Annotated in this window: 25 protein-coding genes, 3 tRNA genes and 2 pseudogenes; 16 read left to right on the top strand and 14 right to left on the bottom strand. The window is 63.1% G+C overall.

Annotation, left to right across the window (positions count from 1 at the left end; all coding sequences use genetic code 11):
* The first annotated feature begins 19 nt into the window (after positions 1 to 19).
* The 11 genes and pseudogenes from G6N68_RS02710 to G6N68_RS02660 form a co-directional block, all read left to right on the top strand.
* Entirely contained in the window at positions 20 to 604 is a 585-nt protein-coding gene (locus G6N68_RS02710; protein ID WP_163718072.1) for a DinB family protein, read from the top strand.
* A 9-nt stretch (positions 605 to 613) separates the two neighbouring features.
* On the top strand, positions 614 to 1519 hold the full coding sequence (locus tag G6N68_RS02705; RefSeq protein WP_163707492.1) for an alpha/beta fold hydrolase: 906 nt from the start codon (positions 614 to 616) through the stop codon (positions 1517 to 1519).
* 97 nt (positions 1520 to 1616) lie between these two features.
* The gene (locus G6N68_RS02700) at positions 1617 to 2963 is read left to right on the top strand and encodes an ABC1 kinase family protein (protein WP_163707489.1); all 1347 of its coding nucleotides are present in this window, start codon (positions 1617 to 1619) and stop codon (positions 2961 to 2963) included.
* Positions 2964 to 2969: 6 nt separating this feature from the next.
* A complete protein-coding gene (locus G6N68_RS02695; RefSeq protein WP_163707486.1) occupies positions 2970 to 3875 on the top strand; it encodes an alpha/beta fold hydrolase in 906 nt (301 codons plus the stop codon).
* Between the two features lie 76 nt (positions 3876 to 3951).
* On the top strand, positions 3952 to 4812 hold the full coding sequence (locus G6N68_RS02690) for a cyclopropane mycolic acid synthase family methyltransferase (protein WP_163707483.1): 861 nt from the start codon (positions 3952 to 3954) through the stop codon (positions 4810 to 4812).
* Positions 4813 to 4984: 172 nt separating this feature from the next.
* A complete protein-coding gene (gene mmaA2, locus G6N68_RS02685) occupies positions 4985 to 5851 on the top strand; it encodes a cyclopropane mycolic acid synthase MmaA2 (protein WP_163707479.1) in 867 nt (288 codons plus the stop codon).
* A gap of 122 nt (positions 5852 to 5973) precedes the next feature.
* Positions 5974 to 6855: a cyclopropane mycolic acid synthase family methyltransferase gene (locus tag G6N68_RS02680; protein WP_163707476.1), complete on the top strand. Its 882-nt coding sequence runs from the start codon at positions 5974 to 5976 to the stop codon at positions 6853 to 6855.
* A 144-nt stretch (positions 6856 to 6999) separates the two neighbouring features.
* Positions 7000 to 7896: a hydroxymycolate synthase MmaA4 gene (gene mmaA4 / locus G6N68_RS02675; protein ID WP_163707473.1), complete on the top strand. Its 897-nt coding sequence runs from the start codon at positions 7000 to 7002 to the stop codon at positions 7894 to 7896.
* Between the two features lie 105 nt (positions 7897 to 8001).
* On the top strand, positions 8002 to 8697 hold the full coding sequence (locus tag G6N68_RS02670) for a YciI family protein (RefSeq protein ID WP_163707470.1): 696 nt from the start codon (positions 8002 to 8004) through the stop codon (positions 8695 to 8697).
* Between the two features lie 8 nt (positions 8698 to 8705).
* Positions 8706 to 9923: an RNA polymerase sigma factor gene (locus tag G6N68_RS02665; RefSeq protein ID WP_163707467.1), complete on the top strand. Its 1218-nt coding sequence runs from the start codon at positions 8706 to 8708 to the stop codon at positions 9921 to 9923.
* 627 nt (positions 9924 to 10550) lie between these two features.
* Positions 10551 to 10655, top strand: a pseudogene (locus G6N68_RS02660) (dihydrofolate reductase family protein); the annotation flags it as partial.
* 29 nt (positions 10656 to 10684) lie between these two features.
* Here the strand turns inward: G6N68_RS02660 and G6N68_RS02655 are convergent.
* Positions 10685 to 11823, bottom strand: a protein-coding gene (locus G6N68_RS02655; RefSeq protein ID WP_163707463.1) for an IS3 family transposase whose coding sequence is annotated in 2 segments (ribosomal slippage) — positions 10685 to 11553 and positions 11553 to 11823 — 1140 coding nt in all. Because the reading frame shifts where the segments join, the coding sequence is not laid out codon by codon here.
* Between G6N68_RS02655 and G6N68_RS02650 the strand changes: the two genes are divergently transcribed.
* Positions 11797 to 12369: a dihydrofolate reductase family protein gene (locus tag G6N68_RS02650; RefSeq protein ID WP_240355341.1), complete on the top strand. Its 573-nt coding sequence runs from the start codon at positions 11797 to 11799 to the stop codon at positions 12367 to 12369. The two genes, G6N68_RS02655 and G6N68_RS02650, sit on opposite strands and share 27 nt — an antisense overlap.
* Before the next feature lie 183 nt (positions 12370 to 12552).
* Here the strand turns inward: G6N68_RS02650 and rplA are convergent, their stop codons facing one another.
* The 12 genes from rplA to G6N68_RS02590 form a co-directional block, all read right to left on the bottom strand.
* Positions 12553 to 13263 (bottom strand): 50S ribosomal protein L1, encoded by a 711-nt coding sequence (gene rplA / locus G6N68_RS02645; RefSeq protein WP_163707460.1) that lies wholly within the window; start codon positions 13261 to 13263, stop codon positions 12553 to 12555.
* 79 nt (positions 13264 to 13342) lie between these two features.
* Complete coding sequence (gene rplK / locus G6N68_RS02640) at positions 13343 to 13774, bottom strand: 50S ribosomal protein L11 (RefSeq protein WP_163707457.1); 432 nt, start codon at positions 13772 to 13774, stop codon at positions 13343 to 13345.
* Positions 13775 to 13831: 57 nt separating this feature from the next.
* A complete protein-coding gene (nusG, locus tag G6N68_RS02635; RefSeq protein WP_163707454.1) occupies positions 13832 to 14560 on the bottom strand; it encodes a transcription termination/antitermination protein NusG in 729 nt (242 codons plus the stop codon).
* Between the two features lie 24 nt (positions 14561 to 14584).
* Positions 14585 to 15070 carry a preprotein translocase subunit SecE gene (gene secE / locus G6N68_RS02630; protein ID WP_163707451.1) on the bottom strand — a complete coding sequence of 162 codons (486 nt, stop codon included), beginning with the start codon at positions 15068 to 15070 and terminating at the stop codon, positions 14585 to 14587.
* Positions 15071 to 15175: 105 nt separating this feature from the next.
* Positions 15176 to 15248, bottom strand: a tRNA-Trp gene (locus G6N68_RS02625).
* 130 nt (positions 15249 to 15378) lie between these two features.
* Positions 15379 to 15879, bottom strand: coding sequence for a (3R)-hydroxyacyl-ACP dehydratase subunit HadC (gene hadC / locus G6N68_RS02620; protein ID WP_163707448.1), 501 nt, complete (start codon positions 15877 to 15879; stop codon positions 15379 to 15381).
* A 3-nt stretch (positions 15880 to 15882) separates the two neighbouring features.
* Complete coding sequence (gene hadB, locus G6N68_RS02615; RefSeq protein ID WP_163707445.1) at positions 15883 to 16311, bottom strand: (3R)-hydroxyacyl-ACP dehydratase subunit HadB; 429 nt, start codon at positions 16309 to 16311, stop codon at positions 15883 to 15885.
* A complete protein-coding gene (gene hadA / locus G6N68_RS02610; RefSeq protein ID WP_163707442.1) occupies positions 16298 to 16777 on the bottom strand; it encodes a (3R)-hydroxyacyl-ACP dehydratase subunit HadA in 480 nt (159 codons plus the stop codon). The genes hadB and hadA overlap by 14 nt, the downstream gene beginning before the upstream one ends.
* Before the next feature lie 56 nt (positions 16778 to 16833).
* Positions 16834 to 17001: a 50S ribosomal protein L33 gene (gene rpmG / locus G6N68_RS02605; RefSeq protein ID WP_036352522.1), complete on the bottom strand. Its 168-nt coding sequence runs from the start codon at positions 16999 to 17001 to the stop codon at positions 16834 to 16836.
* Between the two features lie 36 nt (positions 17002 to 17037).
* Positions 17038 to 17111 (bottom strand) — tRNA-Met (locus G6N68_RS02600).
* Positions 17112 to 17173: 62 nt separating this feature from the next.
* A tRNA-Thr gene (locus G6N68_RS02595) sits at positions 17174 to 17246 on the bottom strand.
* Between the two features lie 103 nt (positions 17247 to 17349).
* Positions 17350 to 17565: a type II toxin-antitoxin system VapB family antitoxin gene (locus tag G6N68_RS02590; RefSeq protein WP_163707440.1), complete on the bottom strand. Its 216-nt coding sequence runs from the start codon at positions 17563 to 17565 to the stop codon at positions 17350 to 17352.
* A 201-nt stretch (positions 17566 to 17766) separates the two neighbouring features.
* On the opposite strand from G6N68_RS02590, the gene G6N68_RS02585 reads away from it, so the two are divergent.
* The 4 genes and pseudogenes from G6N68_RS02585 to G6N68_RS02570 all read left to right on the top strand — a co-directional run.
* Positions 17767 to 18483: an MBL fold metallo-hydrolase gene (locus tag G6N68_RS02585; RefSeq protein WP_163707438.1), complete on the top strand. Its 717-nt coding sequence runs from the start codon at positions 17767 to 17769 to the stop codon at positions 18481 to 18483.
* 97 nt (positions 18484 to 18580) lie between these two features.
* Entirely contained in the window at positions 18581 to 19432 is an 852-nt protein-coding gene (locus G6N68_RS02580) for a DUF8453 domain-containing protein (RefSeq protein ID WP_163707437.1), read from the top strand.
* Between the two features lie 51 nt (positions 19433 to 19483).
* Entirely contained in the window at positions 19484 to 20182 is a 699-nt protein-coding gene (locus tag G6N68_RS02575) for a crotonase/enoyl-CoA hydratase family protein (RefSeq protein ID WP_163707435.1), read from the top strand.
* Positions 20183 to 20232: 50 nt separating this feature from the next.
* Positions 20233 to 20913: pseudogene (locus G6N68_RS02570) on the top strand (molybdopterin-dependent oxidoreductase); the annotation flags it as partial.
* 31 nt (positions 20914 to 20944) lie between these two features.
* Here G6N68_RS02570 and G6N68_RS02565 read toward each other — a convergent pair.
* Entirely contained in the window at positions 20945 to 22261 is a 1317-nt protein-coding gene (locus G6N68_RS02565) for an IS256 family transposase (protein WP_163707432.1), read from the bottom strand.
* Positions 22262 to 22348 lie beyond the last annotated feature (87 nt).

The following is a 22348-nucleotide window of genomic DNA, read 5'->3' as shown; positions in this document are numbered from 1 at the left end:
GCCCGCCCTTGCCGCACCCGTGACCGACGAACGCAGCGCCCTGCGCGAGTTCTTGGCCTACCACCAAAGCGCCTACTTCGCGGTGTCCTACGGCCTCACCGATGAACAAGCCCGGTCGACCCCGTCGGTCAGTGCGCTGTCCATCGGCGGGCTGATCAAGCACGCGACGGGAATGCAGCGCAGTTGGATGGCCCGCGTGGCCGCCGCGCCCGGCTCACCACCTACAGACAAGCGTCCGTTCGAGGAGCGGGCCAGGGCCATGGCCGACGAGCACGTGATGCGTCCGGACGAAACACTGGATTCGCTGTTGCGGGCTTTCGAGATCCAAAACGCGGAGTCGCTGAGGCTGGTGGCGACCGCGGATCTGGACGCGCCGGTGCCGGTCCCCAAGGACGCCCCGTGGTTTCCCAAAAATATCGACGCCTGGTCGGTGCGCTGGGTCATCCTGCACGTGATCAACGAGTTGGCTCGGCATGCCGGGCACGCCGACATCATCCGCGAGTCCATCGACGGCGCCACCATGTATGAGTTGATCGCGGGATTGGAGCACTGGGAACCTCGGCCCTGGATCACGCCGTGGACGCCACCAGTGCAAGCCCAGTAACAATGAAGCGTGCTCATCCGTAGCGGCACGGCGTCGCACGACGCGATAGACATCTACTTCGAGGACCTCGGCGACCCAGAGGCCCCACCCGTGCTTCTCATCATGGGTTTGGGCGCCCAGCTGCCCATGTGGCCCGACGGGTTTTGCGTGCGACTTGTCAACGCCGGCTTCCGCGTCATCCGCTTCGACCATCGCGACACCGGCTTGTCGGCCAAGGTGCACGGGCAGCGTGCCCAAGGTTCGCTCTACCGCCGAATCGGCCGATACATGTTGGGCAAGCCGAGCCCGGTGCCCTACACCCTGATCGACATGACTCAGGACGTGGTCGGGCTGCTGGATCACCTGAGCATCGACCGCGCCCACGTCGTCGGCGCTTCGTTGGGCGGCATGATCGCGCAAATCCTGGCCGGCAGCGAACCCGACCGAGTGGCGTCGCTGGGCATCATCATGTCGTCCACCGGCAAGGCGCTGTCCGCACCGCCGTCCTGGCGAGTACTCAAGCTGAGGTTCGACACACCGCCGCCAGACGCGCCGGTCGAGGACAAACTCGCCTACGAAGTACGCAACATAGCGGTGTTCAACGGGCCGAACTTCTTACCGTCCGAGGAGGAGCTGCGGCAGCGGGTCCGCCAGTTGGCCGAGCGCTGCACCTACCCGCCCGGCGTCTTGCGCCAGTTCGACGCCATGCTGGGCACCGGCAGCCTGCTCCGGTACAGCAAGGCGATCACCGCGCCGACGGTGGTGTTGCACGGTTCGCACGATCCGATGGTGCGGCCACGCAACGGACGTGCGGTTGCCGCGACGATCCCCGGCGCCCGGTTCGTCGTCCTCGACGGCATGGGCCACGACCTCCCCCGACCGGTGTGGCGGCCGATCGTGGAGGTCCTCACCGAGAACTTCGCGCTCGCGGAGTAGTTTTGGCCGATTTTCGCCTTTGCGGCGACCGTTAGTTGCAGGTGAGCGGGCTCACGCAAATTGGGAATTGACTGCCTGGGTTTGGCACACTGCTGAAATGAGCTCTACTAAGCACCGCGAGGTGGCCAAGCTCGACCGGGTGCCATTGCCGGTCGAGGCGGCCCGGGTAGCTGCCACCGGTTGGCAGGTCACCCGCACCGCCGCCCGCGTCGTCGCGAAGTTGCCGAGCAAGGGCCCGTGGCAGCAGAAGGTGATCAAACAGGTCCCACAGACATTTGCTGACCTGGGACCCACCTACGTGAAATTCGGGCAGATCATCGCGTCTAGCCCGGGGGCTTTCGGCGAATCGCTGTCGCGTGAATTCCGCGGCCTGCTCGACCGCGTGCCACCCGCCAACACCGACGAAATACACAAGCTATTCATCGAGGAACTCGGTGACGAGCCCAAAAATCTGTTCGCCAGCTTCGACGACGAGCCGTTCGCTTCGGCCTCGATCGCGCAGGTGCATTACGCGACCCTGAAAACGGGCGAGGAGGTCGTGGTCAAAATCCAGCGGCCGGGTATCCGTCGGCGGGTCGCCGCCGATCTGCAGATCTTGCGGCGCTTCGCCCAGGCCGTGGAACTGGCCAAGCTCGGCCGCCGGCTGTCCGCTCAAGACGTTGTCGCCGACTTCGCCGACAACCTGGCCGAGGAGCTGGATTTCCGCCTCGAAGCCCAGTCCATGGATGCGTGGATCTCCCACCTGCAGGCGTCGCCGCTGGGTAAGAACATCCGGGTACCGCAGGTGCACTGGAATTTCACCACCGAGCGGGTGCTGACGATGGAACGGGTGCAGGGCATCCGCATCGACGACGTCGCCGCCATCCGCAAGGCCGGCTTCGACGGCACCGAGCTGGTGAAGGCGCTGTTGTTCAGCGTGTTCGAAGGCGGCCTGCGGCACGGGTTGTTCCACGGCGATCTGCACGCGGGCAATCTGTACGTCGACGACGAGGGCCGCATCGTGTTCTTCGACTTCGGGATCATGGGCCGCATCGATCCCCGAACGCGTTGGCTGTTGCGCGAGCTGGTGTACGCGCTGCTGGTCAAGAAGGATCACGCGGCGGCGGGCAAGATCGTGGTGCTGATGGGCGCGGTAGGAACCGTCAAGCCCGAAGCGCAGGCGGCCAAGGACTTGGAGAAGTTCGCCACTCCGCTCACCATGCAGTCACTGGGTGATATGTCCTATGCCGACATCGGCCGGCAGCTGTCCGCGCTGGCCGACGCCTACGATGTCAAGCTGCCCCGCGAGCTGGTGCTGATCGGCAAGCAGTTCCTCTATGTCGAGCGGTATATGAAGCTGTTGGCACCCAAGTGGCAGATGATGTCGGACCCGCAGCTGACCGGATACTTCGCCAACTTCATGGTCGAGGTCAGCCGCGAACACCAAGCGGATGTCGAGGTCTAGGAACTAGTGGAAGTTCGCAGCGGCACCGCGGTATCGGGTGATGTCAAGCTCTACTACGAGGACATGGGCGACCCCGACGACCCGCCCGTATTGCTGATCATGGGCTTGGGCGCCCAACTGCTGCTGTGGCGGACCGAGTTTTGCGAGAAGCTCGTCAGCCAGGGCCTGCGCGTCATCAGGTACGACAACCGCGACGTCGGGCTGTCCACCAAGACCGACCCGTACCGTGGCGGACAACCGCTGCCCCTGCGACTAAGCCGGTCCTGGCTCGGCCTACCCAGCGAGGCCGCCTACCGGCTGGAAGACATGGCCGACGACGCCGCTGCACTGCTCGAGCATCTCGGCATCGATCGCGCCCACGTTGTCGGTGCCTCGATGGGCGGCATGATCGCCCAGATATTCGCCGCACAGTTCGCCGAGCGGACGAAGAGCCTGGGCATCATCTTCTCGAGCAACAACCGCCCGTTCCTGCCTCCGCCGGCGCCGCGTGCCCTGCTGTCACTCATCAAGGGGCCGTCGCCGAGTTCGCCGCGGGACGTCATCATCGACAACGCCGTGCGGGTCAGCAGAATCATCGGCAGTCCTGGCTTCCGGACCGACGAAGAGCAGCTGCGGGCCGACGCCATCGAGGCCTACGAGCGCAGTTTCCACCCATGGGGCATCGCCCAACAGTTCGGGGCGATCATGGCCAGCGGCAGCCTGTTGCGGTACAACCGGCGCATCACCGCACCGACCGTCGTCATCCATGGTCGTGCCGACAAGCTGATGCGACCCACGGGTGGCCGCGCAATCGCACGCGCGATCGACGGTGCCCGGCTGGTCTTGGTCGACGGCATGGGCCATGACTTGCCCAGACAGCTCTGGGATCGGGTGATCAGCGAGCTGACAGTCAACTTCGCCCAGACCGCATGACGGGGCGCAGGACTGGGAGCTTTGCATCCCCAACACATTCGACATTGCTACGGTTGGCCCGGGAGGTTGCGACACCATGACGGAACTCAGACCCTTTTACGAAGAATCGCAGGCAACCTACGACATCTCTGACGACTTCTTCGCGTTGTTCCTAGACCCCAACATGGTCTACACCTGCGCGTACTTCAAAGACGAAGACATGACGCTGGAAGAGGCGCAACTCGCGAAACTTGATCTCGCGCTGGACAAGCTGAACCTCGAGCCGGGCATGACGCTGCTCGACGTCGGCTGCGGCTGGGGCGGCGCGGTGGTCCGGGCGTTGGAGAAGTACGACGTCAACGTCATCGGCATCACCTTGAGCCGAAACCACTACGAACGCAGCAAGGCCCGGCTCGCCGCGATCCCGACGACGCGGCGCGCCGAGGCGCGACTGCAGGGCTGGGAAGAGTTCAACGAAAAGGTCGACCGCATCGTCAGCTTTGAGGCTTTCGACGCCTTCAAGAAGGAACGTTGGCCGCTGTTCTTCGATCGCGCCTACGAGCTGCTGCCCGACGACGGCAGCATGCTCTTGCACAGCATCTTCACCCGCAAACAGACGTATTGGCGCGAGCACGGCATCACCGTGACCATGAGCGACTTGCGGTTCTTCCGGTTCCTGGCGACGGAGATCTTCCCCGGCGGCGGGATGTGCGGCGAAGAGGACATCATCGACAACGCCAAGAACAGCGGGTTCTCGGTCGGCGAGATCCAGTACCTGCAAGCGCACTACGCGCGGACGCTGGATATGTGGGCGGCCAATCTGGAAGCCAACCGGGAGAAGGCCATCGCCATCCAGTCGCAAGAGGTGTACGACCGCTTCATGCGCTACCTCACCGGCTGTGCGGGTCTCTTCCGCAAGGGCTTGTCCAACGTCGCTCAGTACACGCTGACGAAGTAGCGGCTTAAGCCGCCCGAAAAGTCGTTTGACCTGGGGAAACGGCTTTCTCGCTAACCGCGCAGTCTAGTGATGGCCTGTCGCGTCGGATAGCATGCGACCAGCATGCGCGGGGGAAATGCAGTTCGCATGCAAGCGTGGGGCCTTGGCGGTCTCAGGAAGGCAACACCATCACATGGCTGAAAAGCTGACACCGCACTTCGACGACGTCCAGGCCCATTACGACCTGTCCGACGACTTCTTCCGGCTGTTTCTGGATCCGACCCAGACCTATAGCTGCGCATACTTCGAACGCGATGACATGACCCTGGAAGAGGCTCAGATCGCCAAGATCGACCTGGCGCTGGGCAAACTCGGCCTGCAGCCCGGCATGACCCTGCTCGACGTCGGATGCGGCTGGGGCGCCACCATGCGCCGCGCCGTCGAGAAGTACGACGTCAACGTCGTCGGGCTGACATTGAGCAAGAACCAGGCGGCCCACGTACAGAAGCAGTTCGACGCGATGGACACGTCCCGGACCAGGCGGGTGCTGCTGAACGGCTGGGAGCAGTTCGACGAGCCCGTCGACAGGATCGTGTCGATCGGCGCATTCGAGCATTTCGGCCACGATCGGTACGACGACTTTTTTGCGTTGGCCAACACGATCCTGCCGGCCGACGGCGTGATGCTGCTGCACACCATCACGGGTTTGACCGGTCCCCAGATCGTTGAGCGCGGTATGCCGTTGACCTTTGAGATGGCTCGCTTCATCAAGTTCATCGTCACCGAGATATTCCCCGGCGGCCGGTTGCCGTCGATCGAGAAGGTCGAGGAGCACTCGGCGAAGGCAGGCTTCACGCTGACCCGACGCCAGTCGCTGCAGGCGCACTACGCGAAGACCTTGGACATCTGGGCCGCTGCGCTGGAGTCCCGCAAGGACGACGCCATTCGTATTCAATCGGAAGAGGTCTACGAGCGGTACATGAAGTACCTGACGGGCTGCGCCAACGCCTTCCGCGTCGGCTACATCGACGTCAACCAGTTCACGCTCGCCAAGCAGTAGGGACGTGTCGAGAAAATCCCGTTTACCCGCCTTCAAATGCACGCGATGCGGCCGGGGGCGTGTAGGGTCCGGGGAAATGACCACCTCGCCGGGGGGGCGGGGTCGCCCTGTCGGGAGGACAGATGTCGGAAGTTTCCACGCGCGCAGGTAGCTTGCGGTCCAACACCGATGACGTCAGGGCACATTACGACCTGTCCGACGAGTTCTTCGGCCTGTTCGTAGACCCGACGCGCACCTACAGCTGCGCGTACTTCGAACACGAGGCCATGAGCCTGCACGAAGCCCAACTCGCCAAGATCGACCTGGCTCTGGGCAAGCTTGGGCTGCAGCCGGGCATGACGCTGCTGGACATCGGTTGTGGCTGGGGCCCGGTCTTGAAACGGGCCATGGAAAAGTTCGACGTCAATGTCATCGGGCTAACCCTGTCGGAAAATCAACACGCGTACTGCCAACGGTTGCTCGATGAAGTCGACACCAACCGCTCACACCGCGTGCTGCTCAGCGACTGGGCCGATTTCAATGAGCCGGTGGACCGAATCGTCACCATCGAAGCCCTAGAGCACTTCGGCTTCCACCGTTACGACGACTTCTTCAAATTTGTCTACGACGCCCTGCCCGCTGACGGGGTCATGCTGCTGCATGTGATCACCGGGTTACACCCGAGGCAGATTATGGAACGCGGCATGCCTTTCACCATCGAGTGGGCGAAGTTCATGAAGTTCATCATCACCGAGATCTTCCCGGGCGGCCGATTGCCAATGATCGAGAAGGTTGAGGATCACGCGACAAAGGTCGGGTTCACAGTGACCCAGATCCAGTCGCTACAGCTTGATTTCGCCAAGACCCTGGATTGTTGGAGCGAGGCGCTGCAGGCCCACCGGGAGGAGGCCATCGAGATCCAGTCGGAAGAGGTCTACGACCGGTACATGAAATACCTGACTGGATGCGCCAAGGCGTTCCGCATTGGCTATATCGACTGCAACCACTTCACCCTGGCGAAGTAGACTTCGTGTCAACGACAGGCTTCGGGTGCACATCTACGCGTTTTGTAAACGGCCTCAAGAATTCATACGGTAGGCACTCCGGCCGGGGCCTCGTGCGCGTGCTGAGCCCGGTGACACCACCCATGAGGAAAAAGAAAGACGATAATGGCCGAGAACCCGCCTAGCCCGACGAAGACGCGAACCAGCTTCCAAGATATTCAGGCTCACTACGACGTCTCGGACGAATTTTTCGGCCTATTCCAGGACGCGACACGCACCTACAGCTGTGCGTACTTCGAGCCGCCAGGCATCTCGCTCGAAGAAGCTCAGATAGCCAAGGTCGATCTGAACCTGGACCAGCTGGACCTCAAGCCGGGTATGACGCTGCTCGACATCGGCTGTGGGTGGGGCACCACGATGAAGCGCGCGGTCGAGAAGTACGACGTCAATGTCGTCGGTTTGACGTTGTCCAACAACCAGCACGCCCGTGCTCAGCAGGTGCTGGAATCACTCGACACCAACCGCTCCCGCCGGGTGCTTTTGCATGGCTGGGAAGACTTCCACGAACCGGTCGACCGGATCGTGTCCATCGAGGCGTTCGAGCACTTCGGCCATGAGAACTATGACGACTTCTTCAAGCGATGTTTCGACATCATGCCCGACGACGGCCGGATGACCGTTCAGAGCAGCGTGAGCTACCACCCGTACAACCTGAACGCACGCGGCAAGAAGCTGACGTTCGAAACGATGCGGTTCATCAAATTCATCATCACCGAAATCTTCCCGGGTGGTCGCCTGCCGACCACCGAGATGATGGTCGAACACGGTGAGAAGGCCGGCTTCGTCGTGCCCGAGCCGGTGTCGCTGCGCCCGCACTACATCAAGACGCTGCGGATTTGGGGCGACAATCTGGAAGCCAACAGGGACGAGGCCATCAGCATCACCTCTGAAGAGGTCTACGACCGCTACATGAAGTACCTGCGTGGCTGCGAGCACTACTTCGATGACGAGATGCTCGACGTCAGCCTGGTCACCTACCTCAAGCCTGCTGCGGCTGCCTGACGCGCCAACCTGACCTACGGATTGGTGTCGGATCGGGGCTGCGTCGTTCGTCGGATAGGTAGAGAGTGAAACAGGGGGTTTCGCTCACTACTCGGAGGTGACGACATGCAGTATTTCGCGTTGTTGATCAGCAGGGAGAGCGACCGCACACCCGAGGACGGCCAGGCAGCAATGGCCGCCTTCCAGGACTTCCATGCCAAAGCGGCCTCGGCGATTCGCGCCGGTGATGCGCTGGCGCCCGCGACGGAGGCGGTGCGCGTCACCGGCGGACCCGATGCGCCCATCGCCACCGACGGGCCGTTCGCCGAGTCCGCCGAGTTGGCCTGCGGCTACTACGTTTTCGAGGCGGAGAACCTCGACGAGGCGCTGGCATTGGCGCGCGCCGTCCCCGTTGCCGATTTCGGGGCTGTCGAGGTCTGGCCGATTTACCATGCCGCCGAACCCGATTGGTCGGGCACCGGCCGGTGGCTGGCTCTGCTGCTGGAACCACCGGCAACCGCATTCGAGCCGGGCACGCGAGAATGGCAGGCCATTGCCGCACGGCATGGAGACTTCGCCGCGACCGCGGGCACTGCCATTGCTGGCGGCGCCGCACTCCATGGCCCGACGTCGGCGACGACGGTACGTGTCCGAAACGGCGAGGTGCTGATCACCGACGGGCCCTATGCGGAAGGTGCCGAGGTAGCCAATGGTTTCTATCTCTTAGACGCCCACGATCAAGACGAGGCCGTCAAGCTGGCCTCGATGATCCCCGCCACCGCTGTCGAGTTGCGCCAACTCGCAGGAGTTTCGGGGCTGTAGCGGCACGCATGACCAATCTGGACGGCGTCTTCCGTCGGGAATGGGGACCCGCCGTCGCTGCGCTTGCGCGGTGGTCCGGCGACCTCACCATCGCGGAGGACGCCGTCCAGGAGGCCTGCGCCGAAGCGCTCCGGACCTGGCCCGCCGACGGACCGCCGGACAATCCCGGCGCCTGGCTGGTCACGGTCGCCCGTAATCGCGCACGGGATCGGCTGCGTCGCGAATCCGCCCGTCCGGGAAAGGAATTGGCGGCTGTGATAGACGATATCCGGGCCCGGACCGAACACAGCGACCCGCAGCCCGTCCGCGACGACGAATTGCGGATGATGTTCACGTGCGCGCACCCCGCCTTGGACCGGCAGTCCCAGCTGGCGCTCACATTGCGACTGGTGTCCGGGTTGACCGTCGCCGAGATCGCTCGCGCGCTACTACAGACCGAGGCGGCGGTCGGTCAGCGAATCACTCGCGCCAAGAACAAGATTCGGCACGCCAACATCCCGCTGCGAGTGCCACCCGCAGAACTGTTGCCAGAGCGCACGCCGCATGTGCTGAGCTGCATTTATTCGGTGTTCACCGAGGGCTATTGGTCAACGGCGGGACCCTCGGCGATCCGCGACGAACTATGCGACGAAGGGGTCAGGTTAGCCGGTGAAATCTGCGCGCTGATGCCGCACGAGCTGGACTCGCATGCCTTGGCAGCCCTTGTGCTGCTTCACGATTCGCGACGGCCGACTCGGGTGGACGACAACGGAGCCCTGGTCCCGCTCGAGGAGCAGCCGCGTTCGCGGTGGGACAGCGCACGCATCGCTCGCGGTTTGGAGCAGTTGCGGCGGGCCGAGGGATCGACCGGCCCATACCTGCCGCAGGCGGTGATCGCCGCGGTGCACGCGACCGCTCCGTCTTTCGAGGAGACGGACTGGACGACGATCTGCGCGGCCTACGATCGGCTGCTGAGCGTGACCAATTCTCCGGTGGTGATGACCAATCGAGCGCTCGCGGTGGGCTTTCGCGACGGCCCCGACGCCGGCCTGGCCGCATTGGAAGAAGTCGCCGGCGATCCGCGGCTGGCCCGCTCGAGTTTGGTTGCGTCGGTGCGCGCCGATCTGCTGCGCCGCGCGGGACGCAGTACCGAAGCGCTCACCTGGTACCGAACTGCGTTGGAATACAACGGCTCTGAACCGGCCCGCGACTTTCTACGGCGCCGCATTGCAGAATGCACCGCCTGAAGTCGGCACATCTGGTGTCGCTTGCGGCGACGACGTCAACACAGCGGCAGGCGCCATGAGCAACGGCGGAATGTCCGGATTCTTCAACTCCGCCAGTGGCGCAAACGGTATGTTTGGCATAAATGGCCAAATCTCGGGCTTCTTCAACCGGGGCGTCCCAGTAGCTGAATATGGGCCCGTTTATGCCGGAATAATCTCTGGCCTATTCAATAGCGGCACCGGGGTACCCGGCTTTTTCAACATCGTTTCGATCTTGAAGAACGTGAGCTGACCGCTCGGGCGGGATTTTGGCTCATCGACGGGCGCTGACGGCTCGTCGACGATCGGCCTGGCACCTACACCTCGAATTAGGCTGTGGGACACTGCAGTTCGGATTGGTCGACTGTTGCTGCGGAGTTGTCGTGCCTGGCCGCGTTTGCTGAGCGGTGGAAGTCTGGGCGGTCGGCATCCGGTCAACGATGCAGCCAACTCGTCCGCGCACGCGGCGCGACCTACGCACAACGTCCTCTGCGGGACGCGGATTGCGCCCAGCCATGTATTTCGTCGGCCCTTCCGGCCCGACATCGGGCCACAAGACACGCGCATGGCGTCGCGATGAGTTTTGCCTTCCGGTGCAGTCTGATCTGCATGGGCAAACTCATCTATGGCTTCAACGTGTCGGTGGACGGGTACATCGCCGACGCTCAAGGCAACATCGACTGGTCCGAGCCAAGCGAAGAACTGCACCAGTACTGAGGGGGACCCGTTTGATGGTCCAGTCGCTATGCGGCTTGCGGTTGGTGGGTCGTGGTCCACTGTAGGGCGAACTCGGCTGGGGTGAGCCCATTGTGGGCGGAGTGAGGCCGGTTGGCGTTGTAGTCGATTCTCCAATCTTCGATGATGATTTGGGCTTCTTGCAGGGAGTCGAAGCGCCAGGAGTTGAGTAGCTCGTCGCGCAGTCGGCCGTTGAATGACTCGATCCAGGCGTTCTGCCAGGGGGATCCGGGATCGATGAATAGCGAGCCGGTGCCGTTGAAGCGGCACCAGTCGTTGACAGCATGGGCGATGAACTCGGGTCCGTTGTCGAACCGCACGTAGGCCGGTGCCCCATGCATCAGGGCCAGACGGTCAAGGACGTCGACCACGCCGTCGGCGTTGATGGCCCGGTCGACTTCGATCGCCAGGGCTTCGCGGGTGAACTCATCGATTACGTTGAGCATCTTCAACGTTCGTCCGTCGGCGGTGGTGTCGAACTGAAAGTCCATCGCCCAGATCGCATTCGGGCGGATCGGGCACATCGCCCCGACCTGCGCACCGATGCCGGTCAAGCGTTTCTTCCTGCGGCGCTGCGGAACCCGCAGGCCTTCCTCGCGCCACAGGCGGCGGATGCGCTTGTTGTTGACCTTCCAGCCAGCTCGCCGTGCCGCGATCGCAGCACGGCGCCATCCCCAGCGGGGCCGCTGGGTGGAGAACGCGCGTAGCCAGGCCCGCAATTGGGCCTCCTCATCGCTGATCGGTGGTGGTTGTAGACGCATGGTGGAACGGTGGATGCCGACCACCGCGCACGCCCGCCGTTCGGAGACCCCGAACCGCTCGCGCAGCATCGCCGCGGCGCTGCGCTTGCGGTTCGGGGTCAGAAGTTTCCCGACGAGATCTCCTTGAGCATGTCGATGTCAAGGGCCTGGTTGGCGACCAGCTTCTTGAGCCTGGCGTTCTCGGCCTCAAGTTCCTTGAGGCGTTTGGCGTCGCTGGCCTTCATCCCGCCGTACTGGGCGACCCAGCGATGCCAGGTCGACTCGGTGATCTCGAGGTGGCGACACACTTCGCTGAGTTGCTGCCCGGTTCCAAGGAGCTTGTTGCCCTCGGCGAGCTTGCGGATGATCTGATCCGGCGTGTGCCGCCGGCGCTTGTTCGTTGCCATGTCGTCGTCGATTCTTCCTGCCCGAACACTCGGGCATCAGAGTCCCACAACGACTGGACCACTACGACGGGCTCACCTCAGTACTGGAACGACTTCGAGCGGGAGACCGCCCTTTCGTTCTACGGGCGGCGCCTCTACGAACTGATGGCCGCGTACTGGCCGACCGCCGACGAGGCCCCGGATGCCACCCCGATGATCGTTGACTACGCGCACATCTGGCGCAGCATGCCCAAGGTCGTGTTCTCGCGCTCCTTGGAATCCGTCGACTGGAACTCCCGCCTGGAGCGTGGCGACCCGGTCGCAGTGGTAACCAAGCTGAAAGCCGAAACCGACGGCAATCTGGAAGTGGCCGGCGCGACGCTGGCTGCACCGATCGTCCAGGCCGGACTGGTCGATGAATACCGGATGGTGGTCGCACCCACCGCCGTGGGCGGCGGCACACCGTTCTTCCCGACGCTGCCGTCCTGGATCTCGCTACGACTGCTCGAGAACCGTACCTTCCCGGGCGGCACGGTCCTGCTGCGCTACGAGGCGAAACAGGGCTGACCGGTCAAGCTGGCGCTCCTCGCTACGCCTCCCTACCAAGGGTCGCTGCGCTCACAGCACCTCCGGCGCCGCTCGCTACGCCTCCGACCCAATGGTCGGCTGCGCTCCCAGCACCTCCGGCGCCGCTCGCTACGCCTCCGACCCAATGGTCGGCTGCGCTCCCAGCACCTCCGGCGCCGCTCGTTACGCCTCCGAAGTGAAGTTGCGAGTGATAGACGGGTCGACCGGAATACCCGGACCCGTCGTCGTCGACACGGTGACCTTCTTAAGGTAGCGGCCCTTGGACGAGGACGGCTTGTGGCGCAGCACCTCTTCCAGCGCGGCCCCGTAGTTCTCCGCCAGCTTCTTCTCGTCGAAGGACGCTTTCCCGATGACGAAGTGCAGGTTGGCCTGCTTGTCCACCCGGAAGTTGATCTTGCCGCCCTTGATGTCGGCGATGGCCTTGGCCACGTCGGGGGTGACGGTGCCGGTCTTGGGGTTGGGCATCAGACCACGCGGACCCAGGATCCGGGCGATGCGGCCAACCTTGGCCATCTGGTCGGGCGTCGCGATCGCCGCATCGAAGTCCAGGAACCCACCCTGGATCTTTTCGATCAGGTCGTCGCTGCCGACGATGTCGGCGCCGGCCGCTTCGGCCTGCTCGGCCTTCTCGCCGACGGCGAACACCGCGACGCGGGCCGTCTTACCAGTGCCGTGCGGCAGGTTGACCGTGCCCCGGACCATCTGGTCTGCCTTGCGGGGGTCGACGCCCAGGCGGATCGCCACCTCGACGGTCGCGTCCTGCTTGGTTGACGAGGTCTCTTTGGCGAGCTTGGCCGCCTGCAGTGGGGTGTAGAGGTTGGTGCGGTCAATCTTTGCGGCCGCGGCCCGGTATGCCTTGCTCGTCTTGCTCATGTGCATATCCAATCTGGTGTTGGGGTCGTGGTTAACGGGCCGAAGCTGGCCCTCCCACGCGTTCGGGTACTACTTTGACTTATTCGACAGTGATGCCCATCGACCGGGCGGTCCCGGCGATGATCTTGGCGGCAGCGTCGATGTCGTTGGCGTTGAGGTCGGCCTTCTTGGTCTCGGCGATCTCGCGCACCTGGTCCCAGCTGACCTTGGCGACCTTGTTCTTGTGCGGCTCCGCCGAACCCTTGGCCACGCCAGCGGCCTTGAGCAGCAGCTTGGCCGCGGGGGGCGTCTTCAGCTGGAAGGTGAAGCTGCGGTCCTCGTAGACGGTGATCTCCACGGGGATGACGTTGCCGCGCTGGTTCTCCGTCGCGGCGTTGTACGCCTTGCAGAACTCCATGATGTTGACGCCGTGCTGACCCAGCGCGGGGCCGACGGGCGGTGCGGGGTTGGCCTGACCCGCCACAATCTGCAGCTTGATCAGCCCAGCGACTTTCTTCTTCTTCGGGGCCATGAGGGGTCGATATTCCTTCCTGGGTTTACAAAAGTTTGGCGCTACGAGCCCGGCGGGCTAGATCTTGGAGACCTGGCTGAAGGTCAATTCCACGGGTGTTTCACGGCCGAAGATGGAGACCAACACCTTGAGCTTCTGCTGTTCGCCGTTGACCTCGCTGATCGTGGCCGGCAACGTGGCGAAGGGTCCGTCCATGACCGTCACCGACTCGCCGACCTCGTAGTCGACCTCGACGACCGGACGTTCCAGCCCGCCAACCTCAGCCGCGGCGGCGGTGCTGGCCGCACCCTTGGCCGCCTTCTTCGCCGAACCCGGCGGCAGCAGAAACTTCACCACGTCATCCAGCGACAGCGCCGACGGGCGTGACGTCGCGCCGACGAAGCCGGTGACCCCGGGCGTATTCCGCACGGCGGCCCACGAGTCGTCGGTCAAGTCCATACGCACCAGGATGTAGCCGGGCAGCACCTTGCGGTTGACCTGCTTACGCTGGCCGTTCTTGATCTCGGTGACCTCTTCGGTCGGCACCTCGACCTGGAAGATGTAGTCGCCGACGTCCAGGTTCTGGACGCGGGTTTCCAGGTTGGCCTTCACCTTGTTCTCGTACCCCGCGTAGGAGTGGATGACATACCACTGGCCAGGCTTGCTGCGCAGCTCAGCCTTGAGCGCGGCGGCAGGGTCCAGCTCTTCGGCCGGGGCCTCAGCGTCCGGGGCGCCAGATGTCTCTTGCAAGTCTTCTTGCAGGTCGACCGCCTCATCCGTGGACGTGTCACCGTTAAAGGTAGTCACGGTCTGCAGTCCTCTCTATCACTCTCACGACCCACCGAACACAAGCAAGACGAGCTTGCTCAGACCCAGATCGGCGCCTGCTACCAGCGCCGTCATGAAGGCCAGAAATACAAGCACCACCGAGGTGTAGGTGAGCATCTGTTTGCGGTTCGGCCAGATGACCTTCCGCATCTCGGCTACGACCTGCTTCAGGTAGTTGTAGACGAATGCGATGGGGTTGGCGGGCCGGGAACCTGGTTTGCCGGCCTTCTTCGCTTTCTTGGTCTTCTGAGCTGCCTTGGCTTTCCCGGATTTCGACGACTCCTTGGCTGAGCTCGACTTGGCGTCCTCAGCCTCGACAGTGTCGTCGGCATCCTCGTCGACCTCCGCAGGACGCTGCCGGGATCGCTTGCCGGTGGGTCGCTGCGGACGCGCCACAGTCTTCGTCACCACCGCCGTGCGACCCCCGTCGTCCTGGGTGTCGTCGCTGTCGGTTGCGGCGTCGTCGGCAACGTCGCGCTCGTCGCTCACCGCGTGCTCCTTTGTTCGCTAACTATCTGCGAGTCGTCCCGTCCCGTTAAGGACACATCCTGCTTCTAGTGTCCACCATGGCACAGTCCTTCTATTGTCCGTCAGCAGGGGCGACAGGACTTGAACCTGCAACCTGCGGTTTTGGAGACCGCTGCTCTGCCAGTTGAGCTACGCCCCTTCATGGCGGGGCTTACATAACTACGCGCGCCCCCCGCTGGTTGGACTCACGGAAAAGCGCGCTGATGTTGGGAAAAGCCCGAGGTCCGAGTGTACTCGATGCACCCTGAACACTGGAAATCCAGTGCTAGCTACGCCGTCCTGACGACCTGCCCGGTTTCCTTGTCCCATTTGAGCTGGATGGAGTTGTCACCCTCGTGTCCCATCAGCGTGGTGTACGCGACGAGGATAACCTCGCCGTGCTGATTGGTGCAGGTGTTCTTGGTGACGACGATGTCGGCGCCAAAACGCTCGTTCACGGATTGGATTTCCATCACACCGAAGAGCTTGTCGCCGACACACATCGGTCGGCCATAGACGAACTTCTGGTCGACCTGGACGATTTGCATCGTCTCGAAGCCCACGTCGACGTTGCGGAAGAAATCATCCTGGACGAGTTTCGCAAAAATCGACACGAAGGTAAGCGGTGCAAGTAAGCCGTCATAGCCCAGCTCGGCGGCCGCCTGCTCATCGAAGCTGGCCGGGTCGCTGCACTTGACCGCACGTGCATATTGGCGCACCTGCTCGCGGCCGACCTCGAAATGATCCGGGTACCGCCAGACCATGCCACGGATGTCGACTTTCAGGGCCATCCGCTACGCCAGCTTCGCGGACGCGGTGGCCCGGCCGAAGATCTTCTTGCCACCGGTTGTCGCGGTCAAAGCGATGGTCACGGACTTGTTCTCGGAGTCGACAGACTTGATCCGGCCGTTGAAAACGATCTCGGCACCCTTGCCGTCGTTGGGCACCGGTACCACTGACGTGAACCGCACGTTGTACTCCGTGACGGCGCCGGGATCCCCGACCCACGACGTGACGTAACCGCCACCGATCCCCATGGTCAGCATGCCGTGGGCGATCACGGTGTCCAGCCCGACGATCTTGGCGATCTCGTCGTCCCAGTGAATCGGATTGAGGTCACCCGACACCCCGGCGTAGTTGACCAGGTCCTGGCGGGTTAGCTGATAGGTCCGTTCTGGAAGCTGGTCTCCCACCTGCACCGAACTGAACTCACGCAGAGGCATCAGTAAATCCTTCTTGTCCGTCCTCGCCGGCACGGCCCGCCAGGGTCGTGTAGGTCTCTTGCACAGTGTCACCTTTTTCGTTGGTGATCACGTTCTTGGTCACGATGATCTGCGTGCCATGGGCTTCCCGGACCGAGTCCACCCAAACGTCACAGTAGAGCTTGTCGCCGGCAACGATCGGCTGGTGCAACTTCAGCACCTGGTCGATCTGAACGATCTTCTCGTCCGCGATTGCGACGTTCGCCCACTCGAAGAACGCAGACTGCGCCATGTATCCGAACCGGGAAGTGAACGTCAGCGGGGCCACTAGCCCTTTGTAGCCCAACTCGGCCGAGGCGTCCTCGTCGAAGAAATAGCGCTCGTCGTTCTGCACGGCGTTCGCGTGTTCACGAATCTTTTCCCGTTCCACCAAGTAATAGTCGGGATAGCGGTAGTGCTTGCCGACGATGTCTGGTGACAGCGGCACGACTCTGACACCTGCCTACTCTGTTGGACCCGGTCGGAAACTCACCTGCTGTCTGGTTACCGCGTTTCGCGGTGCCCCTGGTGCTTGCCGCAGTTCGGGCAGAACTTCTTCAGCTCCAGACGATCGGGGTCGTTGCGCCGATTCTTCTTCGTGATGTAGTTACGGTGCTTGCACACCTCGCATGCCAAAGTGATCTTCGGCCGCACGTCGGTACTGGAAGCCATGTCCGTTCTCTCTCAGTTCTCTTTGCTGTTGTGTTGTAGCGATGGCCGGACTCGAACCGGCGACCTAACGATTATGAGTCGTTCGCTCTAACCGACTGAGCTACATCGCCTCGGTACAAATCCGCCTAACCCCGCCTAGCTTCGGTGTCGCCCGACCGCCCGGCGTCCGTCGAGCCCCCTAACGGAATCGAACCGTTGACCTTTTCCTTACCATGGAAACGCTCTACCGACTGAGCTAAGGGGGCCGTTAACCCGTAGCGACCAGTCGTGCCTCGGGCCTAGAAGAGGGTACAACCTGGCGCACGACGTCACCAAACCACTACGAGCATTGCTGCGATAACGGCTCGATCACCCAGAGTTGCGCTGGCGACTCCGATCCCACGCACTTAGGTCGCTGAACTCGTCATACTCCTCTTGCGCCGGCTCAGCCGAGTCGCCACTCGAGTCCGCGAGCAGCGCGTTCAGGGCCAGATGGACGGCTTCGCGCGCGTCGGCCAAGTGGTAGCGCTCGATAACCTCGTCAAGGAGGTGAGAGTCAACCAGGATCTCTAACCGTCTCAGCATGGACCAACAATACTCATGGTGTTCGGGCTTTGTACCTGCGAACTCTCGGCGATTCGGGGCCCGTGACCCGCGACTTCGATGCTTCAGGGTCCACCGCGGGTCTTATTCGAGTCCTATCCCGGTCTTGTTTGGGTCTTATCCGGGTCCTAACTGGGTCCTATCCGCAAACGGAACCAGTCCCACAGGTCATACGCTGTTGGCGTGTCAGACTCAGACCGGCTCTACTTCCGCCAACTGCTTTCAGGCCGCGATTTCGCCGTCGGCGACGGGATCGCCATGCAAATGCGCAACTTCGCCTACCTGATCGGGGACCGCAAGACCGGCGACTGCGTGGTGGTCGATCCCGCCTACGCCGCCGGAGACTTGGTCGACGCGATCGAAGCCGACGGCATGCACCTGTCCGGGGTGCTCGTCACGCACCACCACCCGGACCACGTGGGCGGTTCGATGATGGGTTTCGAGCTCAAGGGACTCGCCGAGCTCATGGAGCGGGTCACCGTGCCGGTGCATGTGAACACCCATGAGGCCCTGTGGGTTTCGCGCATCACCGGCATACCCCTCAGCGATCTGACCGCTCATGAACACGGCGACAAGGTCAGCGTCGGGGACATCGACATCGAGTTGCTGCACACCCCGGGACACACGCCGGGCAGCCAGTGCTTCCTGCTCGACGGGCGACTGGTGGCCGGTGACACCTTGTTCCTCGAGGGCTGTGGACGCACTGATTTCCCGGGCGGCGATTCCGACGAGATTTACCGCAGCCTGCAGCAGCTTGCGGCGCTGCCTGGGGATCCGACGGTTTATCCCGGTCACTGGTACTCGGCCGAACCAAGCGCCGCGCTGTCAGAGGTGAAGCGCACCAACTACGTCTACCGCGCCAGGAATCTTGACCAGTGGCGAATGCTGATGGGTGGTTGAAACGATTCAACGCCGAGCGCAGCCCGGCCATCTAGGATCAGTTCAGCTAAATTTCGGTGCGAGACCACTGGTGACGTAAGCGAGGGGGTTGGCTTCCATGGGGTGGATCCAAGGTAGCTGGCAGAAAGTCACCGGCTGGCAGGGAGTAACCGACGTCGGGTCCACCACCTGGTTGGCATGGGCCGCGTGGGCAGCCCTGGCGATCGGGGTGATCGCGCTGCTTGTCATCACCCGGCAAATGCAACGCAGCCGCCAACTGGCCTTCGAGCAAAACCGCCCCTACGTGTCCATGCTGATGGAGCCGCACGTCGCGGACTGGCACGTTATCGAGCTCGTCGTCAGGAACTTCGGCCGCACGGCGGCCTACGACATCCGGTTCGAGTTTCCCAACCCGCCGACAGTTGCCCAGTACGAGAACGCCTCGGACGGCTACGCCGACGTCGTCGAACTGCAGCTTCCGCGCGAGTTGCCGACGCTGGCGCCCGGCCAAGAGTGGCGCATGGTGTGGGATTCGGCGCTCGACCGCGCCGAGATCGGGCACGGCATCGAGTCGCGGTTCCCGGGCACGGTGACCTACTACGACCGACCCGGGCGGCCACGCGGGTGGCGGTTCTGGGAGCGCGGTCGACGTCAGCTGGAAACCAAAGTCGTGCTGGACTGGGATGCCCTGCCACCCGTTCAGCGCATCGAACTGATGACGACGCACGACCTGGCGAAGCGCGAGAAGCAGAAGCTGGAACTACTGCGCAGCCTGCTCACCTACTTCCACTACGCGAGCAAGGAAACACGTCCCGACGTGTTCCGCAGCGAGATCGAGCGGATCAACCGCGCTGTGGCCGAAACCCAGGATCGGTGGCGCACCCGGCAGCTCGACGAACCCACCGACGTCAGCCTGCGCTGGGGTGATGCGGAACAAGAACTGGGCAAACATCGCAGTCAGCGAGTTTGATTCAATCGACACACCGCCCGCCTCGAAAGCCCTTACAAAGGAGTAACGCGCATGAGCGGTCCTGTCACGTACACGCATGACGAGCACATCGCGGTGATCCGGATGGACGACGGCAAGGTGAATGCCCTCGGACCGACCATGCAGCAAGCACTTAACGAGGCGATCGACAACGCCGACCGCGACAACGTCAAAGCGCTGGTCATCACCGGTAATCAGCGGGTGTTCAGCGGTGGCTTCGACCTGAAGATCCTGACCTCCGGCAACGAGCTGCAGCCAGCTATCGACATGCTGCGTGGCGGATTCGAGTTGGCGTACCGGCTGTTGTCCTACCCCAAGCCGGTGGTCATGGCCTGCACGGGACCAGCCATCGCCATGGGGGCGTTCCTGTTGGCCTCCGGCGACCACCGGATCGCGGCGCACGCGTACAACATCCAGGCCAACGAAGTTGCCATCGGCATGACCATCCCCTACGCGGCCCTGGAAATCATGAAGCTGCGGCTGACCCCGGCGGCATATCAACAGGCCACCGGACTGTCCAAGACGTTTTTCGGCGAAACGGCACTGGCCGCCGGCTTTGTCGACGAGATCGCGTTGCCCGAGGTGGTGGTGAGCCGAGCCGAGGAAGCGGCCCGTGAGTTCGCCGGGCTGAACCAACAGGCCCATGCGGCCACCAAGTTGCGTGCTCGCGCTGATGCGCTCAAAGGCATTCGGGCCGGAATCGACAACATCGAAAAGGAGTTCGGGCTCTAACCCCGTTACAGGGTTTCAGGGGTCCGGTCCCGGGTACGCCACCGTGCATGGTGGCGGCGGACCGCATTGCCGAGCCATGGGGAGCCAGGACTCCGTACGGAGCAGGCGAGCAATGGCCAGAACGTGCTGACGAATTCCTCGCCGACGGCATTGATCCCGAGTCCGTGGACCGCTGGGCACAGTCAGCGGCGGTGCTGCACTCCAACGGCGACGGTCTCGACATCGCCGTCAAGGACGGCCGCATCGTCGGCGTCCGCGGCCGCCGAGTAGACCGGGTAAACCGAGGGCGGCTGGATCCCAAGGACCTTTTCGGTTGGCAGGCAAACGCATCCACCGACCGGCTCACCACTCCCTTGATCCGTGTCGACGGTGAACTCCGACCAACCGACTGGGATACCGCAATGCACCAAGTGGTGGCCCACAGCAAGCAGCTGCTGCGCGATCACGGGCCCGGCTCGATCGGCTTCTACACCTCGGGCCAACTGTTCCTCGAGGAGTACTACACCCAGGCGGTGATCGCGCACGGAGCGATCGGAACCAACCACGTCGACGGCAACACCAGGTTGTGCACTGCAACAGCGGCCGAGGCGCTCAAGGAATCTTTTGGCTGCGACGGCCAGCCGGGCTCCTACACTGACGTCGATCACGCCGACGTCATCGGGCTGTTCGGGCACAACGTCGCGGAAACGCAGACGGTGTTGTGGGCACGGATGCTGGACCGACTGGCCGGAGGAATTGTCAATAGTTGTGGATCCGCGTGTTTCAGGCGACCTCCGATCCGGCTGATGCGGCCTCGACGGCGGATGGTTCTGGCGGGGTGATGTCGGTTGGTCGTTCGAGGAGTTTGCCTTTGTGGAAGACGGCTCCGGCGCGGACCAGAGCCACCAGATGGGGTGCATTGACGGCCCGCCAGCGGGCCTGTGCGGCGTCGATCAGCTTGTAGGCCATGGCGATTCCGGCGGCGCGCGATCCGGGTCCTTTGGTGACTTTGGTCCTCAAACGCACTGTGGCAAAAGTGCTTTCGATCGGGTTAGTAGTGCGCAGGTGGATCCAGTGCTCGGCGGGGTACTTGTAGAACTCCAGGAGTACATCGGCGTCGTCGACGATCTTGGCGACCGCTTTGGGGTACTTGGCACCGTAGCCGACCTCGAAGGCCTTGATCGCGACCTGAGCCTTATCGATATCCTCGGCGTTGTAGATGTCTTTGATTGCAGCCAACGCGCCCGGGTGCGCCGACTTCGGCAGTGCGGCAAGAACATTCGATTGCTTGTGAAACCAGCATCGCTGTTCTCTGGTAGCCGGAAACACCTCGCGCACCGCCTTCCAGAAGCCCAGTGCCCCATCACCGACGGCCAACACTGGGGCGGTCATCCCGCGGCGACGGCAATCGCGCAGCAGATCAGCCCACGACTCAGTGGACTCCCGGTACCCATCGGCCAAAGCGACGAGTTCCTTGCGGCCGTCAGCGCGCACGCCCAACATCACCAGCAAGCAGAGCTTCTCCTGCTCCAGGCGAACCTTGAGGTGGATGCCATCGACCCACAGGTAGACGTAGTCAGTCCCCGACAAATCGCGTTGCCCGAAAGCCTTGGCTTCGTCCTGCCACTGACCGGTAAGCCGGGTGATCGTGGTGGCCGACAAACCGGCACCTGAGCCCAGGAACTGCTCCAACGCCGGAACGAAATCACCGCTGGACAGCCCATGCAGGTACAGCAACGGCAACACCTCGCTCATCTGCGGTGACTTCCGCGCCCACGCCGGCAGGATCGCCGAGGAAAACCGTTGCCGCTGACCCGAATCAACGTCAATACGCTTGTCATTGACCCGCGGCGCAGTTACAGTCACCGCGCCCGCCGCGGTCAGCACCTCGCGCTCGTGGTGATAGCCATTGCGCACCACCAGTCGGCGCCCGTTCTCATCAACCTCACCGACATGGGCGTCGATGTAGGCGGCAACCTCGGCCCGCAACGCCGCCGCCAGCATCTGCCGAGCACCATCGCGGACGATCTCATCCAACAACGAGCGCCGGCCGGCCTCGCTGCCGTTGGCCTCATCGGCATCGTGAACTACCGTGAGCATGGGCGTACCTTCCCAACCAGCGCGCCAACGCCGGTCTTGATCAGAGCTACTGGACTTTCAGATCATCCTCGGGAAGGTGCGCCCTTT

It is taken from the genome of Mycobacterium bourgelatii (assembly GCF_010723575.1).
Lineage (GTDB): Bacteria > Actinomycetota > Actinomycetes > Mycobacteriales > Mycobacteriaceae > Mycobacterium > Mycobacterium bourgelatii.
This window is presented reverse-complemented; position numbering and strand designations above follow the sequence as displayed.